The organism is Mycolicibacterium anyangense (assembly GCF_010731855.1).
Taxonomy (GTDB): domain Bacteria; phylum Actinomycetota; class Actinomycetes; order Mycobacteriales; family Mycobacteriaceae; genus Mycobacterium; species Mycobacterium anyangense.
The window spans coordinates 472,387-490,243 of record NZ_AP022620.1 but is presented as its reverse complement, the minus strand read 5'-3'; the positions used below and the strand labels follow the sequence as shown (position 1 = coordinate 490,243).

General features: G+C 67.9%; 17 protein-coding genes. 2 read left to right on the top strand and 15 right to left on the bottom strand.

What is annotated here, in order from left to right; translation table 11 throughout:
* Positions 1-7 precede the first annotated feature (7 nt).
* From G6N35_RS02270 to fabG, 11 genes are all read right to left on the bottom strand, one after another.
* On the bottom strand, positions 8-868 hold the full coding sequence (locus G6N35_RS02270; RefSeq protein ID WP_163802772.1) for an SDR family oxidoreductase: 861 nt from the start codon (positions 866-868) through the stop codon (positions 8-10).
* A 79-nt stretch (positions 869-947) separates the two neighbouring features.
* On the bottom strand, positions 948-2,150 hold the full coding sequence (locus tag G6N35_RS02265) for an acetyl-CoA acetyltransferase (protein WP_163802771.1): 1,203 nt from the start codon (positions 2,148-2,150) through the stop codon (positions 948-950).
* Positions 2,140-3,495, bottom strand: coding sequence for an OB-fold domain-containing protein (locus G6N35_RS02260; RefSeq protein WP_163802770.1), 1,356 nt, complete (start codon positions 3,493-3,495; stop codon positions 2,140-2,142). The genes G6N35_RS02265 and G6N35_RS02260 overlap by 11 nt, the downstream gene beginning before the upstream one ends.
* The gene (locus G6N35_RS02255; protein WP_163802769.1) at positions 3,492-4,700 is read right to left on the bottom strand and encodes an acetyl-CoA C-acetyltransferase; all 1,209 of its coding nucleotides are present in this window, start codon (positions 4,698-4,700) and stop codon (positions 3,492-3,494) included. Before G6N35_RS02255 ends, G6N35_RS02260 begins: the two co-directional genes overlap by 4 nt.
* Positions 4,697-4,951: a hypothetical protein gene (locus tag G6N35_RS02250; RefSeq protein WP_163802768.1), complete on the bottom strand. Its 255-nt coding sequence runs from the start codon at positions 4,949-4,951 to the stop codon at positions 4,697-4,699. The genes G6N35_RS02255 and G6N35_RS02250 overlap by 4 nt, the downstream gene beginning before the upstream one ends.
* Before the next feature lie 7 nt (positions 4,952-4,958).
* Positions 4,959-5,492, bottom strand: coding sequence for an aromatic-ring-hydroxylating dioxygenase subunit beta (locus tag G6N35_RS02245; RefSeq protein ID WP_163802767.1), 534 nt, complete (start codon positions 5,490-5,492; stop codon positions 4,959-4,961).
* A gap of 4 nt (positions 5,493-5,496) precedes the next feature.
* Positions 5,497-6,765: an aromatic ring-hydroxylating oxygenase subunit alpha gene (locus tag G6N35_RS02240; RefSeq protein WP_163802766.1), complete on the bottom strand. Its 1,269-nt coding sequence runs from the start codon at positions 6,763-6,765 to the stop codon at positions 5,497-5,499.
* Complete coding sequence (locus G6N35_RS02235) at positions 6,762-7,547, bottom strand: enoyl-CoA hydratase/isomerase family protein (protein WP_163802765.1); 786 nt, start codon at positions 7,545-7,547, stop codon at positions 6,762-6,764. Before G6N35_RS02235 ends, G6N35_RS02240 begins: the two co-directional genes overlap by 4 nt.
* A complete protein-coding gene (locus G6N35_RS02230) occupies positions 7,544-8,347 on the bottom strand; it encodes an enoyl-CoA hydratase/isomerase family protein (RefSeq protein WP_163802764.1) in 804 nt (267 codons plus the stop codon). The genes G6N35_RS02235 and G6N35_RS02230 overlap by 4 nt, the downstream gene beginning before the upstream one ends.
* On the bottom strand, positions 8,344-9,114 hold the full coding sequence (locus G6N35_RS02225) for an enoyl-CoA hydratase/isomerase family protein (RefSeq protein WP_163802763.1): 771 nt from the start codon (positions 9,112-9,114) through the stop codon (positions 8,344-8,346). Before G6N35_RS02225 ends, G6N35_RS02230 begins: the two co-directional genes overlap by 4 nt.
* Complete coding sequence (fabG, locus tag G6N35_RS02220; RefSeq protein ID WP_163802762.1) at positions 9,111-9,857, bottom strand: 3-oxoacyl-ACP reductase FabG; 747 nt, start codon at positions 9,855-9,857, stop codon at positions 9,111-9,113. Before fabG ends, G6N35_RS02225 begins: the two co-directional genes overlap by 4 nt.
* A gap of 110 nt (positions 9,858-9,967) precedes the next feature.
* Here fabG and G6N35_RS02215 point away from each other — a divergent pair, with 110 nt between their 5' ends.
* Entirely contained in the window at positions 9,968-10,765 is a 798-nt protein-coding gene (locus G6N35_RS02215) for an SDR family NAD(P)-dependent oxidoreductase (protein ID WP_163802761.1), read from the top strand.
* A gap of 66 nt (positions 10,766-10,831) precedes the next feature.
* On the top strand, positions 10,832-11,293 hold the full coding sequence (locus G6N35_RS02210) for a nuclear transport factor 2 family protein (protein ID WP_163802760.1): 462 nt from the start codon (positions 10,832-10,834) through the stop codon (positions 11,291-11,293).
* Between the two features lie 48 nt (positions 11,294-11,341).
* Here G6N35_RS02210 and dprA read toward each other — a convergent pair whose 3' ends face one another.
* From dprA to G6N35_RS02190, 4 genes are all read right to left on the bottom strand, one after another.
* Complete coding sequence (gene dprA, locus G6N35_RS02205; RefSeq protein WP_163802759.1) at positions 11,342-12,484, bottom strand: DNA-processing protein DprA; 1,143 nt, start codon at positions 12,482-12,484, stop codon at positions 11,342-11,344.
* Positions 12,481-13,992, bottom strand: a complete 1,512-nt coding sequence (locus G6N35_RS02200; RefSeq protein ID WP_163802758.1) for a YifB family Mg chelatase-like AAA ATPase — start codon at positions 13,990-13,992, stop codon at positions 12,481-12,483. Before G6N35_RS02200 ends, dprA begins: the two co-directional genes overlap by 4 nt.
* Positions 13,992-14,357, bottom strand: a complete 366-nt coding sequence (locus G6N35_RS02195) for a YraN family protein (protein ID WP_163802757.1) — start codon at positions 14,355-14,357, stop codon at positions 13,992-13,994. Before G6N35_RS02195 ends, G6N35_RS02200 begins: the two co-directional genes overlap by 1 nt.
* A gap of 101 nt (positions 14,358-14,458) precedes the next feature.
* On the bottom strand, positions 14,459-17,851 hold the full coding sequence (locus tag G6N35_RS02190; protein ID WP_163802756.1) for a beta strand repeat-containing protein: 3,393 nt from the start codon (positions 17,849-17,851) through the stop codon (positions 14,459-14,461).
* Positions 17,852-17,857: the final 6 nt, after the last annotated feature.

The window sequence follows — 17,857 nt, the reverse complement described above, 5'->3', positions numbered from 1 at the left end:
TGGATACTCAGACCGGGTTGCGGCCGAGTGTCGCGCCGGTCATGTCGCTGATCTGCGACCACTGCGTACCGATCTCGGCCAGGGTCGGGGGCTTGGTGAAGGTGACGCCCTCGTTCTGGAACTGAGCGACACGCTGCACCAGACCGCCGCCGACGACGAAAACCGATGCGGTGTCGGTGTTCTCCTCCGACATCAGGTAGCCGACGGCGGGCGCCACCAGCTCGGGGTCGAGCTTGTCCAGCAGCTCCTGCGGTGCGATGTCGGCGGTCATCCGGGTGGCGGCCAGCGGCGCGATGGCATTGGCGGTGATCGAGTACTTCGCGCCCTCGATGGCCAGGGTGTTGATCAGGCCGACCAGACCGGCCTTGGCCGCGCCGTAGTTCGCCTGACCGAAGTTCCCGTACAGACCACTGGTCGAGGTGGCGACGACGATGCGGCCGAAGCTCTGCTCACGGAAGTGCGGCCAGGCGGCGCGGATCACGTTGTAGCCGCCGTAGAGGTGCACCTTCTGCACGGCGTCCCAGCTCTCCGGCGTCATCTTGTGGAAGGCACCGTCACGCAGGATGCCGGCGTTGCTGACCACACCGTGGACGGCACCGAACTCGTTGAGTGCGGTCGCCACGATCGCCTCGGCGCCGCTCTCCTCGGCGACCGAATCGTAGTTGGCCACCGCCCGGCCACCGGCGCTGCGAATCTCGGCGACCACGGTGTCGGCCGCCTGAGTTCCGGCGCCCGACCCGTCTCGGGCACCGCCGAGGTCGTTGACGACCACCAGCGCGCCGTTGGCCGCCAGGAAGTGGGCGTAGGTACGGCCCAGGCCGCCCCCGGCGCCCGTCACGATGACGACTTTGTCTTCCAGACCCGGCACTGCTACTCCTTTGTTTCACGTTTCCCGGATGGGAATCGGACTGTTATGTGGGTGGACCGATTGGCTCGATCCCTGCCGCTCAGCTGCGGCGCTGTTGTTGCTTGGACACCACTGACACGAAGGACACGCAACCGCCCGGGCGTCCGCCGAGGTTGTGCGTCAGCGCGGTGTGCGGGTCGTCGAGTTGACGCGGGCCGGCCTCCCCGCGGAACTGCAGCCAGGCCTCGTAGAGCATGCGCAGTCCGCTGGCCCCGACCGGGTGCCCGAATGACTTCAATCCGCCGTCGGGGTTGACCGGCAGGCGACCGTCGGCGTCGAAATCGCCACCGAGAACGTCTTTCCAGGCCTGTCCGGTTTCGGCGAAGCCCAAGTCCTCCATCAGCACGATCTCGGTCGGGGTGAAGCAGTCGTGCACCTCGGCCAAGGACAGCTGTTCGGCGGGCCGGTCGATACCGGCTTGCGCGTAGGCGTCCTTGGCCGCCTTCACGACTTCGGGGAATGTGGTGTAGTCGTAGGCCGAGTCCATGTAGCCCCGAGCCGAACCCGCCACCAGCGACAGACCCTGCACGTACATCGGGGTATCGGTGAACTCATGGGCACGCTCGGCGGAAACGATCAGTGCGCACGCCGCGCCGTCGGAGACTCCCGAGCAGTCGAAGACACCGAGCCGCCCCGCTACCTTCGGCGCATTCTCGATGGTCTCGCGCGCCACCGGTGAACGGAATTGGGCTTTGGGATTGCGGGTGCCGTTGTCGTGATTCTTCCACGCCACGTGCGTCATCGCCGCACGCATCTCGTCGGGGTGCACACCATAGCGGTCACAGTAGGCCGGGTCGAGCAGTGAGAACGCCGCCGGTGCGGTCATCGAGATCTCTGGCGCCGTGCCGTCACCGGGGGGATCCTGCCGCAGCAGACCCGAATAGCCGGAGTCCTTGAGTTTTTCCACGCCGACGGCCATCACGATGTCGTAGGCCCCGGCCGCCACCGCGTAGCAGGCGTTGCGGAACGCCTCGGAACCGGTGGCACAGAAGTTCTCCACCCGGGTCACCGGCTTGTCATCGCTGCCGATCGCCCGGCTCAGCGTGAGCCCGCCGAGGCCGGAGCTCAGCGTCCCCAGCCAGTAGGCGTCCACATCGGATCGGTCGACGGTGGGTACCGATGCCAGGCACTCCTGGTAGGCCTCGAGGATGAGGTCGTCGGTGGAGGCGTTCCACCGTTCGCCGAATGCGCTGCAGCCCATGGCCACGACCGCGACCTTGCCGGCGATCCCGTTACTCGGCATCCTCCTGCACCGCCTTCCAGAAGTAATCGTGAATGCCACCCGCGGTGAACAGCCGCCGGAATGAGAACCGCACCCGGCTGCCGACCGCGAGGTCCGCCGGACGGGCGTCGGCGACCTCCAGGGTGCACCGGCCGCCGCCGTCGATGTCGATCACGGCCTGCACCATCGGTGGTGACGGGGAGAACGCCAACCGATCTACCGTGTAGGTGACGACGGTGCCGGCGAGCCGGGCGACAGCGATGTCGCTCATATCGTCGATCGAACGGCATGACCGGCACACCCGCGTCGGCGGAAGGTGGGTGAAACCACAGTTGTTGCAGCGTGTTCCGGTGAAGCCGAACTTCCAGCGCTCGGCGCGGGCCGCCGGCGGCGCCGCCGCGCGGTCGGGCTCCGGCCGCCGGGGCGACTCGAGCGTGACCAGACCACGCCACGACAGGTACGTCAGATGCGGCACCGCCGCACCGGTCTCCCGCTGCACCGCCAGTGCGACGTCCTGGCGGGCGCCGGGCAGGGCCGCGGTGGTGCGGAACAACACCGCATCGCAACCGTCGACAGCCGACAGGAGCAGCACCGTCTCACCGGCGCCTGCGGTGTCGAAGGCTCCGGCCAACGCGATCAAGGGATCGGCCGCACCGGTATGTCCGACAGGTGAGCTGGCCACCGACTTCTGGCCCTTGACCAGGGTGGCGGCGCGCTTGATGATGGCGGAGTTCGGGCAGGTGACCACCACGTGATCGGCATCGGCCACCCCTGCGGCGTCGAGCACCTCGCGGGCTGCCTGACGGATCAGTGCGCTGTAGCGCTCGGCGCCGAACCGCTCCTCCCACTGGTCACCGGTGGGCGACAACGGATCCCGCCAGCGGTCGAGGAACTCCGCCGTGATGGAGGTGGCTGCCAGCAACTCCGCGATGGGTTCGCCCTCACCGAAGAGCAGGGCGGCCGCACCGTCGCCAGCGCTCTTCTCATCCGCCGATCCGGGCTTACCCACCCGGACGTCGGCGGCCACCACCACACCCCCGGTCAGGGCGGCGGCGCGCAGGCCGGCGACAGTGCTGCGGGCGGTGCCGCCGAGATCGGCCGCCAATACGCCCGGGGGCAGCCCGAGCGCGGCATGCACCGCACAGGCGTTGGTCTTGTCGGCATAGGCCGGTGTGGTCGTCGCCAAATACAGCGCCGCCACGGGGGTTGCCGGATCGACGATCTGGCCGGCGGCACTGACCGCCATGGTGGTCGAGTCCTCGTCGTAGGACGCCACCACCCGATCGCCGCGCCGCAATCCGATATCGGCCGCGGCGAGCCGGTGCCGGGGCAGGTAGCTCGCATATCCGAGCACGCCGTAGGTCACGACGCGCTCCTGAACACGGCGGCAATGCCTTGTCCGCCGCCGATGCACATAGTCTCGAGCGCCAATCCCCCACCGCGCCGGCGCAACTCGTACATCATCGTGGCCAGGATGCGCACACCGGTGGCCCCGATCGGATGTCCGAGCGAGATGCCCGAGCCGTTGACGTTGAGCCGATCCTCGACATCGTCCATGGTCAGACCCCAGCCGGCGAGGACCGCGAGGACCTGGACGGCGAACGCCTCGTTGATCTCGATGAGATCCATCTGGTCGAACGTCAGGCCGTTGCGCGCGAACAGTTTCTGCACCGCGCCCACCGGTCCGATCCCCATCCGGGAGGGCTCGCAGCCGACCGCCGCCCAGCCCTCCAGGAAGCCGATCGGTTCCAGGCCCAACTCGTCGAGGCGGTCTTCGGCGACCACCAAACATGCTGCGGCAGCGTCATTCTGCTGGCTGGAGTTACCGGCCGTCACGGTTCCGCCGGCCTGGACGGTGCGCAGGCGTGCCAGGCTCTCCACGGTGGTATCGGGGCGAACGCCCTCGTCCTTGCCGACCTGCACCGGATCGCCGCGCCGGACCGGCACCTCGACGGCGATCATCTCCTCGTCGAACCGGCCCGCGCTCTGCGCGGCGGCGGCCAGTCGGTGGCTGCGGGCAGCGAATTCGTCGGCGGCGGCCCGGTCGATGCCGTAGTCGGCGGCCAGATTCTCGGCGGTCTCGATCATTCCGCTGATCTCGCCGAACCGCCACACCGGTTGCGACATCTGCCGGCCGCGGTCCAACCGGTCGTAGAGCATCTGGTTCCCCGACCGCGCCCCCCACCGTGCGGTAGTGGTGTAGTGCTCGATGTTGCTCATCGATTCCACCCCACCGGCAATGACGACATCGGCCGCGCCGGTCTGCACCGTCATCGCCGCGGTGATCACCGCCTGCAGTCCACCGCCACAGCGGCGGTCGATCTGCAAGCCGGACACGGTGATCGGAAGCCCAGCGTGCAGCGCGGCCCAACGCCCGATGCACGGCGCCTCGGAGTTGGAGTAGGACTGGGCCATCACGACGTCCTCGATGACCTCGGGATCAACCCCGCTGCGGTCGACCAGCGCGGTGAGCACCCGGGCGGCCAGATCCTCGGCGCGTAAAGGTCGCAGACTGCCACCGAACGTGCCGACCGGGGTCCGGACCGGGGCCACGATCGCTGCGCGCCTCATCGGTCACCCCGCCAACGATCGGCCGACGGATCGAGCAACGCGGTCAGCTTCTCCTCGGACAACCACACGATGGTCTCCAGCTCCAGGGCGTCCAGGAAGCGCACCCGGCCGGTGCGCAGATCCTCGACCCGCAGGCGCGGCGAATTCGCCTCGGTGTCGACACTGACCGCCACCTCGGCGAACTCGCTCCCGATCACTGCTCCGACACCCGGGATGGCCGCCGCTGCCGAATCGTCGAATTCGATTCCCATCACCGCCTCAGATCAGGAAACTCAGCGACGGGATCGCCTTGTCCGCATCGACGAGCTGCACCTTCTTGTAGGCCAGTCGGAGCTCACCGCCGACAAGGCGCAACCGATAGGTGGTCCGGCCGGCCCACACATGGTTGCCCCGCGCTCGGGATTCGACTGCGATGAAGTTCGCCCCGACTTCCAGGTCCGCCGAACCTTCGGAATTCGGCCGCGCACCGAGGAATTCGATGTTCGAGATGAGCCGGCGCAGTACCGAGGCCGGCGCCTGCGCGTAACGGCGACCTGTGAGGACCTGCTTGAGCCGGGTCGAGATGCGGCTGCGGTTGTCATAGATCACCGACATCTGACGCAGCGGGTCGTAATCCTTGACGTCGGCGGGTACCCAGTACAGGGCATCGTCGGTCCACAACGCCTCCCAGGCGTCGTAGTCGTTCTCGTCGGCCAGCCGCGCTTCCCGATACAGGAACTGCTCGACGGCGAAGCGATCGAACTCGGCTGGGATACAAGTGGATTCAGCGGACTCGCTGATCGAGGTTGTCACGTGCTCAGTCCTTTTCCATCAGCGACTTGTACTGCGACCAGAAGGCGCGCATACCGGTCTCGTCGGTGTTGGTGCCGATCGTGAAGCCGTTGTCATCGACGGTTTCCCGATTCAGTCCCCGGCGCACGTCGAGCCACTCCGGGTTTCGTGCCGCGATGCCTTCCTGATTGCGCTCGTACATCTCGGTGTCGTCGGCGAGCAGCATCCCGGCCGGCCCGACCGAACCGATGCACTGAGACACCATGCGCCGGTTGAGTTCCGGGGCACCGGCCAGCTGGACGGCGGTTGCGTACTGCGTGCACTCGTCGGCGGCAACGGGCTGGAAGCAGATCACCTGGATCTCGGCGATGAACAGATTGGGGAAGATCATCACGTGCGGAGCACCCTCGACGAGGATCTGCTCGGCCTCGGCACCGTGCTTGGCGCGCATCGCCGCCACATAGTCCGGCACCCGGGATTCGGTCGTGCCGAACCAGCGCATCGGCTGGGCGAACTTGCGGAACTCCGGACGCAGGTCGTTCTCACTGTGGCCGTTGCCGAGGTCACGGGTCACAGCGGTGGAACTGTCGCTGTAGAGCGGGGCGATGGTGCTGCCGGTGACCCCGAAGATCGAGCCGTGGACGAATTGCGGGTGGTAGCCGTCAGTTTCGTTCTCGGCGACCAGTTTCCAGTTGGCGCGCGTCTTGTGCTGCAACCATCCGGCAGTCAGCTCGACCTTGCCCTCCGGCGACAGCCGGGTCAACCGGTCGATCTCGCCGGCAGCGGCACCGAGATGCTCCACCAAGGACGGTCCATCGGTGGCGAAGCTGCCGAAGACGAAGCCACCGTAGGTGTCGACCCGGGGCACCCGACCCATCGGCATGTCGAGCTTGCGCTCACCGTAGCCCTTGAAGAACGGGAAGCCGACGAGGTCGCCGGTGTTCCGGAACGTCCAGCCGTGGTAGGGGCACCGGAAGGTGCTCGAGTTGCCCTTGGCGTCGTCGCAGACCTGACTGCCACGGTGGGCGCACCGGTTGAGCAGCAGATGCAACTCGCCGTCGCGGTCGCGGGTCATGATGACGTCCTGGGTACCGAGTTTCTTGCGCACGTAGTCGTTGGGGTGGGCGACCTCGCTCTCGTGGCCGACGAACACCCAGGTGCGGTACCAGATCTTCTCCAGTTCCTCGGCGAAGATGTCGGAGCTGGTGTAGAGGCTGCCATGCACCCTGTTCGGCTGGATCAGCCGGTCGAATCGGCTACCGGTGCCAGCTGAGGGATCGATGACTGAGGTCATCCGCGTACTCCTTGTCGTGTGCGAAAGGACGGTCGACGTTTCTCGGCGAAAGCAGCGACACCTTCAGCGAAGTCGCTACTGCCGAAAAGCTTTGCCTGATGGGCCGCCTCGATGTCGAGAACCTCGAGCGGGGGCAGTGTGGGCGTCAGTGCCAACAAGGCCTTGATCGTTGCGTAGGCCTGGGCGGGCCCGGCAGCGAGTCGTGCCGCGTCCGCGCGAGCCGCCGCAAGCGCACCGCCCGGTTCGGTGGTGGCATCGACGAGGCCCCACTGCTCGGCCGCCTCGGCGGTGAACGGTTCGGGAAGCAGCAGCATCTGGCGAGTCCGCGCCACGCCCACCCGGCGGGGAAGCGAGGCGAAGGTGCCCATATCGCCGGCCAGCCCGACATTGGTGAACGTGGTGGCAAACCGGGTATCACGACCCGCGATCACCCGATCACAGGCTGCCGCCAGTGCCGCACCGGCGCCGAACGCGGCCCCCTCGACCGCCGCGATGACGGGCTTCGGGGTATTCCAGATAGCCCGGATCACCCGCTGCGCGAGCTGCGCGCGTTCCATGGCCTCGGTCTCGCCCATCACCCGCATCGTCGAGATGTCACCGCCGGAACAGAACGTCGACCCGGAGCCGGTGAGAATGATGACTCGCACCGAGTCGTCGGCGTCGGCCGCCTCGAGCGCATCGGCCAATTCCAGCCGCAGCGGGATGTCGATCGCGTTGCGGACCTGCGGTCGATGGAGCGTGATCGTCCGGACCGCGCCGTCGTCGTCGATGAGGACGTTCATCGGCCGGTGAACTTCGCCGGGCGGCGCTCGATGACCGCGCGCAGACCTTCCAGGGCGTCCTCGGTTCCGGAGAGCTCCGAGACGGTGCGGGACTCCTCGGGCAGCCGTTCCTCGATGGAGGCGCCCACCCCCGACCACACCAGGCGTTTGGTCGCCGACAACGCGCGGGTGGGCATCGCCGACAGCTCGGTGGCGATTGTCTGGACGCGAGTCTGCAGATCCTCATCGGCCACGACTTCGGTGATCAGACCGATGCCGACCGCCTCGTCGGCGGTGATGGTCGGGTTGGTCAGCAGGATCCGCAGCGCCTGGCGCAAGCCCACCAATTGGGCCAGCGTCACCGAGGATCCGCCATCCGGCGCCATGCCGACCCGGACCGCGCCGGAGAAGAACTTGGCCGACTGCGCGGCGACCACGATGTCGGATGCGCAGACCAGGCCGAGCCCGCCGCCCCCGGCGGCGAAGCCCTGCACCGCGGTGACGACCGGGACACGCAACTGGATGAGTGCGGACGTCGCGAGCTGCAACCATGCGGTGGCTTCCCGCAGATAGTCCGGGAGCTTCTCGCCCTTGGACTCGAAGGTCTTCACGTCGCCGCCGGCGCAGAAGTTGCGTCCCGCCCCGGTCAGGACGACCACCTTCACCTCAGGGTCGGCGTGGCAGGTCAGCACGGCGTCGTGCAGCGCCTTGAGCGTCTCGACGTTGAGCCCGTTGGAGGTCTCGGGGCGGTTCAGCCGGATGCTGGCGACGCCGTTGGGCGCCACCTCGCGCAATACGGCAGGCTCGGTGGTCACGGTCATGCGGTGGCCTCTCTGTTCTTGAATGCCGACACCCCGGCCTGACCGGCGTCGCCGCAGATCCGGGCGACCACGGCATCGGTCTCGTCGTCGATGGCGGTCTGCAGGTCGTTGTCGAGTCCGGTGTTGACCAGACGCTTGATGGCGGTCACCGCGGAGCGGTCGCGACTGGCGAGCCGCTGCAGGAAGGCCTCCACCGACTCGTCGAATTCCTCGCCGGGATAGCACTGTTGGGCCAGCCCCAGCCGCAGGGCGTCCGGGCCGCGCAGCTTGTCGCCGGAGAGCAGCACGGTCAGCGCCTGCTGGCGACCGACGATGCGGGGCAACCGCGCGGTACTGCCGCCGCCGGGGATCATCCCGAAGTTGATGTGGTTGTCGGCGATGCGTGCCGACTCGGACACTAGGACGATGTCGACGGCTTGCATCAGTTCGAAGCCACCGGCAGCGGCGACGCCCTGCACCGCGGCGACGACCGGGATGTCGGTACGACTGACCGCGGCGCAGGCCGCCTTGAACGCCGTGAACAGGATCCGCAGCTGATCCGGACCGGCTGCTCGCAACCGCTGCACCTCGTCGAAGTCGCCGCCCGCGCAGAAGTTGCCTGCCGCGCCGCGGATCACGATGACGTTGAGGTCGTCGCGGTGGCCCAGCTCATCGATCGCCGCGCCGAGCGCCTCGGCGAGATCGACACTGATGGCGTTCATCTTGTCCGGACGATTGAGCGTGATCCGCCCGATCGCGCCCGTGATCTCGGTCAGGACGGGACTCACATGTACCTCCCGCCGCCAACCTCGATGACTGTTCCGGTGATGTAGCTCGATAGCTCCGAGCCCAGGAACACCACGGCACCGGCGACCTCGCTCGGTTCACCCGCCCGCTTCATCGGCACGTCGGCCTCGCGCTGGGCGAAGATCTCCGGCGGCATGGCTGCCGTCATCGGGGTGCGGATCAGGCCGGGTTGCACGGCATTGATGCGCACGTTGTGGTGGGCGACCTCTTTCGCCGCGGCCTTGGTGAGTCCGACGATGCCCGCCTTGGCCGCGCTGTAGTTGGTCTGGCCGGGGTTACCCGCCTTACCCGACAGCGAGGAGATGTTCACGATGCTGCCGGACTTCTGTTCCCGCATGACCGCACTGGCTTCCCGGATACCCAGCCAGGTGCCCCGCAGGTGCACGGTGATGACGGCGTCGAAATCGGACACCTGCATCTTCTTCAGCGAAGCATCCCGGGTGATGCCGGCGTTGTTGACGAACAGGTCGAGGCGTCCGTAGGTGTCGACGGTGTCGGCCACCAACGCCTGCATCTGCTCTTCGGAGGTCACGTTGCAGACTGCGCCGCTGCATCCGCCCGCCGGGCCGCCGATCTGCTCGGCAGCCCGTACGGTCGCTTCTTCGTCGAGGTCGGCGAGCACCACCCGGGCGCCGTGATGATGGAGGGTTCGGGCGATTTCCAGACCGATTCCCTGCGCGGCACCGGTGACAACTGCCACCTTGTCGTGCAGCAGCTTTTCCATCCTGGACTCCCTCGCACCGTTGCTCGTAGACAAATCTAATCGATATTTCTAATCTAGGTTAAATCACTGGGGTCGAGCGGGACAAGGAGCCCCGACGAGGAAGGATCACCATGGATCTCGGACTGGCCAACGCCCGCGTCATCGTCACCGGCGGCGCGTCCAACATCGGCCGCGGCATCGTCCACGAATTCGCGGCCGAAGGTGCGCGAATCGTCCTGAACGACATCGACGAACCCCAGGCCACCAAGGTGCGCGAGGAAGCTCTCCGGCTCGGGGCCGGCGCGGTCGAACTGGCCATCGCCGATCTCACCGTTGCGGGAGGCGCCGAGAAGACCATCGGTACCGCGCTCGACAACTGGGGCGGCGTGGACGTCGTGGTCAACAACGCGGGCTGGAGCGTCCCGGGATTCGTGGCCACCGATACCGACCGCGACAAGTGGCGGCGCACCATCGAGGTGAACTTCTTCAGCGCGGTCGCCATGACCCAGGCCGCCATCGGGCCGATGAAGGAAGCCGGCGTCGGAGCGCTGGTCTTCATCGCCAGCGACGCCGCGTTCGGGCAGATCCGTCAAGGCATCTATGGCGCCTCCAAGGCGGCCATGGTGGCTTTCGCCCGCACCACGGCGCGCGAGCACGGCCGGCACGGCATCCGTTCCAACATCGTCTGCCCGGGCCTGGTGATGCCGGAGAGTCCCGACGCTGTCGGCGCATCGAGCCTGTGGGCTGTCGGCGAGGACGAAGTGTTCAACCCCAAGCAGATTGACTTCATGCTCAAGGACACCCCGACCCGAACCCTGACCACCGCGGTCGACGTGGCGCGAGCCGTGCTGTGGTTCTCCTCGGCACGCGCGGCAAGCCAGGTGACCGGCCAGATGATCTCGGTCAGCGGCGGCTACACCATGCCGTGATCACCACCCCCGATCACAACCCGTGGTCGCCATGCCCTCGTGAAACCCGTCTCCTCAAGGAGTGCCATGTCAGCGCAGACACCCCATCCGGCCGATCCGGGCTTCGCGGCAGCATACGGCGATGCCTGGACCACCGACCCCGAGCTGCTCTGTGAGTTCTTCGCCGAGCAGGGCAGTTACACCGACGTGGCGATGGACGCGACCTACGCGGGCCGTGACGGGATCCAGCGATTCCACCGGTGGATGCTCAAGTTCTCCCCCGATTCGCTGATCGTGTTCCGCGAACCCGCGGTGTCCGACGGCCGTGCTTACTACGAGTGGACCTGGAGCGGTTCGATCGGCGGTCCACTACGACTGCCGGGCGGCGCATACATCGACGCCACGGGCAGAGACTTCTCCGTCACGGGCATCGCGGCGTGCCGATACGACGCCGATGGCAAGCTGACCAGTCACCGCGACTACTGGGATATCGGGCTGCTGGCCGCGCAGTTCGATCAGAGACTGGTGCCCGCACCGCAGGAAGCCTGAAATCCTCTCTCCGCCAGCGGGTATCGGCGGCCTCGTGCCGAGGAATCGTCACCGCTTGGCCGCCGCCGAGCGCACCAGCCGCCAGCAGCCCTCGTCACGGCGAACGAGACCGGCGAGCTCGAGCATGGCCAGCGGCCCCAATACCGCGGTGGGTGGCAGACCGGAGGCGACGGCGATCTCGTCGGCAGTTCGCAATCCGCGCGCCGGAAGTGCCTCGTACACCTGCCGCTGTATATCGGTGAGCCCGTCCAACGGGCCGGATGGACGAGCCTCCTCGGCAGCCAATTCGCCGCAGCGCCCGACCAGTTCGATCACGTCTTCGGCCCGGGTGATCACCTCGGCACCGGTGCGCAACAGAAGGTGGCAGCCGGTCGACGCCGCCGAGGTCACCGGGCCGGGCACCGCGCCCACCACCCGGCCCAACGCGCGCGCCCACGCCGCAGTATTGGCTGCCCCACTGCGCACCCCGGCCTCGACGACGACCGTGGCCGAGGACAGCGCGGCCACCAAACGGTTGCGGGTCAGGAAGCGATGACGGGCCGGGCGCACCCCGGGTGGGTACTCGCTGAGCAGCAGTCCGCTCTTACCGATGCGGTGCAGCAATCCCGAATGCCCTGCGGGATAGAGGATATCGATGCCCCCGGCGAGTACGGCCACCGTCGTCCCCTCCGCTGACAACGCAGCGCGATGTGCCACCCCGTCGATGCCGTAGGCCCCGCCGGACACCACGGCGACCTCGCGCTCGGCCAACCCGGCGGCCAGATCGGCGGCCACATGCTCGCCGTAGCCGGACGCCGCCCGGGTACCCACCAGTGCGGCTGCCCGATCCGTGAGATCGTCCAGGCGCGCGGGACCGATCGCCCACAAGGCCAGCGGTGGAAGCCCCTGGGGTTTGCCGCGGACAGTACAACCTCCGAACGAGACGAGTGACAACCTGGGCCACTCCGCATCGTCGGGAGTGATCAATCGGCCTCCCCGCTTATGTACAAGATCGAGATCATCACGGGCACAGTCGTTCTCCCGTCGTGCCAGGGTCCGGTCGACGAGCGCGGGATGCACCGCGCCGCGCCGGATCCGGTCGGCGGTCTCCACCGGCCCGACAGTGCCGACCAGCGCGGCGAGCTCAGCGCAGGGCGGCTCGACCACCCGCGACAAGTACGCCCAGGCACGAAGGGTTTGCTCATCGCTCACGGGATGACCTCGCCCTGCCGGAAACTCAACGCCACGGCCACATCGTCGGCGCTGGGCATGGTGCGACCGGCCAGATCGGACAATGTCCACGCGACCCGCAGCGAACGGTCCACCCCGCGGATACTGAGAACGCCGCGCTCGAGAGCTGTCTTCAGCGGTGCCATCGCCCCAGTCGAAAGGCGGAACTGCCGACGCAACACCGACCCGGTGACCTCGGCGTTGGTGGTGAACCCGTATCGCTGCCACCGGGCCGCGGCGGCGGCGCGCGCCTGCGCGACCCGGTGCCGGACCGTCTCTGAGTTCTCGGCCGCCTCGGAGGTGAAGGCACCGGCCCGCACCATGTGCATCTGGACCCGCAGGTCAACCCGATCCATCAGCGGGCCGGACAGCTTGCCGAGGTATCGGCGCTTCTGCACCGGCGAACAGAGGCAGTCATTGGGGTCGGCGGGTGCGCACGCGCACGGATTGGCCGCCATCACGAGCTGGAAGCGCGCGGGATAACAGGCCACCCCGTCCCTGCGTGCCAACCGGATCTCACCGTCTTCCAACGGCGTTCGAAGCGCTTCGAGCACACTGATCCGGATCTCAGCACACTCGTCGAGGAACAGCACGCCACGGTGGGCTCGGCTGACGGCACCGGGACGCGCCATCCCCGAGCCGCCGCCGACCAGTGCCGCGACGGTGGACGAGTGATGCGGGGCGATGAACGGTGGCCGGGTGATCAGCGGGGTGTCGTCCGACAACGTCCCCGCCACCGAATGGATGGCAGTCACCTCCAGCGACTCGGGTTCGCTCAGCTCTGGCAGGAGATACGGAAGGCGTTGGGCGAGCATTGTTTTCCCCACACCGGGCGGCCCGGTCAAGGAGAGATGGTGGGCTCCGGCGGCCGCCACCTCCACGGCGAATCGGGCATGGCTCTGCCCCACCACGTCAGCCAGATCGACGATCTGCTCCGGCGGTGTCCGTGGCGCGGTGATACGCGCCTCGAGCGTTCCGAAACCGGCGAGCCAGGCCTGCAGGTGGCGCAGCGTGCGGACGCCGAGGACCTCGATGCCGTCGACCAGACAGGCCTCGGCGAGATTGGCCACCGGCACCACCACCGCCTGCCAGCCCTGTTGCTTGGCCGACAGCACCGCCGGTAGCACCCCACGCACCGGACGGACCCGGCCGTCGAGGGCCAGCTCCCCCATCAACACCGTCTTCTCCAACCGATCCCAGGGTTTACGGCCGCTCGCCGACAGGACGGCGGCCGCGATCGCGATGTCGTACAACGATCCGGTCTTGGGCAACGTGGCCGGCGACAACGCCAGTGTCAACCGCGACATCGGCCAGGTGTTGCCGCAGTTGGTGATGGCCGCCCGCACCCGATCGCGAGACTCCTGCAACGCGGCATCGGGTAGGCCCACCAGATGCACACCGGGCAGACCCGAGGTGATGTCGGCTTCGATCTCCACGATCACCCCATCCAGCCCGCGCACGGCTACCGAATACGCTCGCCCCAGCGCCATCAGCCGACCCCCTCGAGGTGGAAGACCTCCGGCTCACGCTGCCTACCGACGCGTACGCCGATCACATCGATGCGCACCGCCGCCCAGCGCTGGTCCTGCTCGGCCAGCCAGAGCCCGGCGAGCCGCCGCAACCGGCGCACCTTCTGTGGTGTCACGGCCTGGGCCAAGCCACCGAACCCGTCTCCCGAGCGGGTCTTCACCTCGACGAAGACCACCGTGCCCGCAGCGTCCGCGGCGATCACGTCGAGTTCGCCGTATCGGCAACGCCAGTTGCGGGCCAGGATGCGCAGCCCGCGCGCCCTCAGATGCTCGACCGCGCGCTCTTCGCCCAGTGCGCCCAACTGGCCACGCGTCAACGTTGTCATGACTGGAGCATCTGCCAATCACCCGACAGGCCGGCACCGCGTCGCAGCGACGAACTGGCCGAACGGGCGAGTTATCCACAGACGCCGGTTCGTCCACAGGCTCAGGGCACGGTGACCGGCTGACCGTTGAGGGTGAACCCGGTCGCGGTGTAGCTGCTCGACGGCGCGTTGGTGGCGAACACCGGCAGCGCCGTGTCGGCCAGCGCGATGTTCTTGAGCACCACGCCGGAGATCCGCCCGGCTCCCGAGTCCTGGATGATGCCGGTGGAACGCCCGGCGTACTGCGGGGTCCCGGTGACCGTCAGGTCGGAGATCGTGACCGTGCTGACCGTGGCGGACGTACTGCCCGAATACACCAGGATCGCGCCCTGGACGACGTCGGTGCTCGTAGCGGTCTCCACCAGCGAGCCGCCCTTGATCGTCACGTTCGACACCGACTGGGAGTACCACGGCGCTCCCTCGGCAGCGACGTACACCGCGGCCGCCCGACTGCGCCACACATAGATGTTGGAGAAGGTGACGTTGTTACCACCTACCACGGCGATGCCACGACCGTCGGATCCCTTGATCACGGGATTGGTGATCACGATGTTCTGCGAGATGGGCTCGCCCGTGTAGGACACCACCGCGACACCGTCGTCCTCGGTCCATGCGGTCGACGGATTGATGACGGTACCGTCGTGGCTACCGCCGGTCATATGGATCCCGTCGGCCCGGGTGTAGCGCACCGTATCGTGATCAAGGGTGAAATTGCCTGCACCGTAAGCGAATATCCCCGCAGCGGCCGAGCCGGTCACACTGACGTTGCGGACGGTGTCGTGATCGCCACTGACGACCAGCTTCTGCTGTTCGAGGGTGCCGTAGCGCAAACCTTCGGTGGCCGCCGTCAGGTTGACGTTTTGCAAAGTGACACCATTGGCCGTGATCTGGACCGACGAGGTCGCATCGTTGGTCGAGTTGATGGTCGCACCGTTGCCGTCGACGGTCACCGACGCGTTGCGCAGATACAGGATCCCCGCAACGTTGTAGGTGCGGCCCCGCTGCAGCCGGAGGGTGCTACCGGGTGCGGCCGCGTCCAGGATCGCCTGCAGGGCGGCAGTGGCGTCGACCGCTCCGGCCGGCACGGCCAATGGCCCTCTGTCCGTGACGGTTTCAGTGCTCGCTGGCTGGGTGTCGACCCGCCACACTCCCGTGGAGGTCGTCACGTAGGCCGTCCCGTCGGTACCGATCGTCACCGCACCGGACGGCAGGCCCGCCATGGTGTGCCGCACCGTCGTGCCGTCGGTCGCCACCACCGTGACCACAGCGGTGGCGACACCGCTGCTGTTGACCCCCGAGCTCGTCTGATAGATCGTGCCGTCGGCAGCGACGACCACCCCACCGACCGCCTGGCCGGACTGCGTGCGGTCGGTCACCGTGCCGTCGGCCCCCCAGGCACGGGTCAACGTGGTGTATCCGCTCTGCGCGTTGCCTGTGACGGTGGTCTGATACACCCGCCCGTCGGCAAGCACCACCAGGCCACCCACCGGCTGGCCGGACTGGCTGCGACTCAGCACGCTGCCGTCGGGCCTGAACTGGTTGACCAGGGTGGTACCGGCCACCGAGTCGTAGCTGGCTGCATAAACGCTTCCGTCGCCACCCAAGACGAGACCTGTTACCGGCGAACCATTTTGCACGCGACTCAGCGCAACGTTGCCATCCGGGCGTACCACCGTCACCGTGGTCTTCCCGTTGGAAACCGAGGCCTGGTAGGCGTAGCCGTCGTTGCCGATCACGACTCCACCCACGGGAGCTCCGGTCCAGGACTTGCTCACCCGGGTGCCGCCGGGCGCTACCACCGTCACCGTCGTCCCGTTGCTGGCCGTGGTCTGGTAGGCGGTGCCGTCGCCGGCGATGACGGTCGTGGGTCGCACCCCGAAGACGCCTGTCCGCACACTGGATGTTCCGTCCGGCCGGATGGCGGTGATCGTGGTGGTGAAGCTTCCCGCGCTCTCATTCCACAAAGATGCTGTCTGGTAAGCGATCCCGCCGGATCTGACGACGACGGGCCCGTCCGGCAGACCGGCCATGGTGTACTCGCGAGTCGAGCCGCCGGGCAGCAGCACGTCCACCACCGTCGACTTCTGCATGTTCGTGCCGTAGACGAAGCTGGTCTGGTAAGCGGTGCCGTCGGCACCCACCACGATGGGACCGGCTGCCTCGCCCTGCTGGGTGTGGGTGGTCGTGGTGCCGTCGGCGCGAACGGTACGCACCACGGTCGTGTAGCCGGGGTTGGCGCTGCCGGCGGTACTGGTGGCGTAGATGCTGCCGTCCGGGCCGATCACCACAGTGCTGCCGCTGCCGATGACGCCGGGCTGGGTGTAGTCGACGACGGTGCCGTCCGGTCGCACGGCCCGCAGCACCGTGGTGTCGGCGCTGTAGTCGATGCTGCCTGGACCACCTGACGAACTGATCTGGTAGGCAGTGCCATTGGCGGCGACGACCACGCCGGTGTAGGCCTGGCCGGCCTGACTGACCGTCGTCGATGTGCCGTTCGGCCGGACGATCGTCACATAGGTCCGGTAGCCGGTGGCGGCAGTGCCGCTGACGCTGGTCTGGTAGATCACCCCACCCGACCCGGTCACCGACGTGCTGAACGGCTCGCCGGGCAGACCGACCACGTCGGACGGGACGGGATTGCCGTTGGCGGAGGTGACAGGCGTGACGTGAACGGTGACAGTGCTGGTGGCCGTCTGGCCGGAACTGCCGAGCAAGCCGAAGGTCAGCATGCTCAGCAGACCGGACAACCCATGGATCTGGAAGCCGTTGCCGGCGTCCGACGCGGTCACGGTGAACGTGTCCTCGTAGGACGTCAGCCCGTCCCACGACGACGGCGGGGTGTAGGTCGCGGTACCGCCCGAGGTCACCAGGGTGCCCCCCGAGATGCCCGTCCCCGCATTGGCCACCGAGTAGCTCAGAGTGTCGCCGTCCGCGTCGGTACCCGCGAGGGTGAACGGCTGACTGGTCTGCCCCGCGGCCAAGGTCACCGGTACCGCCTGCGGTGTCAGGACCGGCGTGGAATTGAAGAACGCACGCCGGAACCAGCCCATGATACCGGAGTCGGTAGTCGTGGTTTGTGCGGACGTGGCGGCGTTGGACGCCGCGGCCGGTCCAGAGACGGTCGCAGCCGCCGGAGCCGGGCCTGCCGGGATGTCGAGGACGCGGCTGCGGCCGACGGCTGCCGATGGGCGGGGCACTGACGTGGCCGCGGTGGGGACGGGAATCTGAACCGCGACCGGTCGGCGTGGGCCCGCGCTCGACTGGCCGCGGGCCGCGGCAGACCGCGGAGCAGGTTTGCCATGGGCTGTTGCGCTACCGGAGGTCCCGGCGCTCGCTGACGAGCCGTCCGACGACGGACTGGCCTCCGCGATCGCGATACCCCCGGCCATGGCGCCGCCGACACCCAACGCGACCGCCAGTGCCCCGACCCTGCCGACATAGCTAGCGTGCTTCATGGTCCC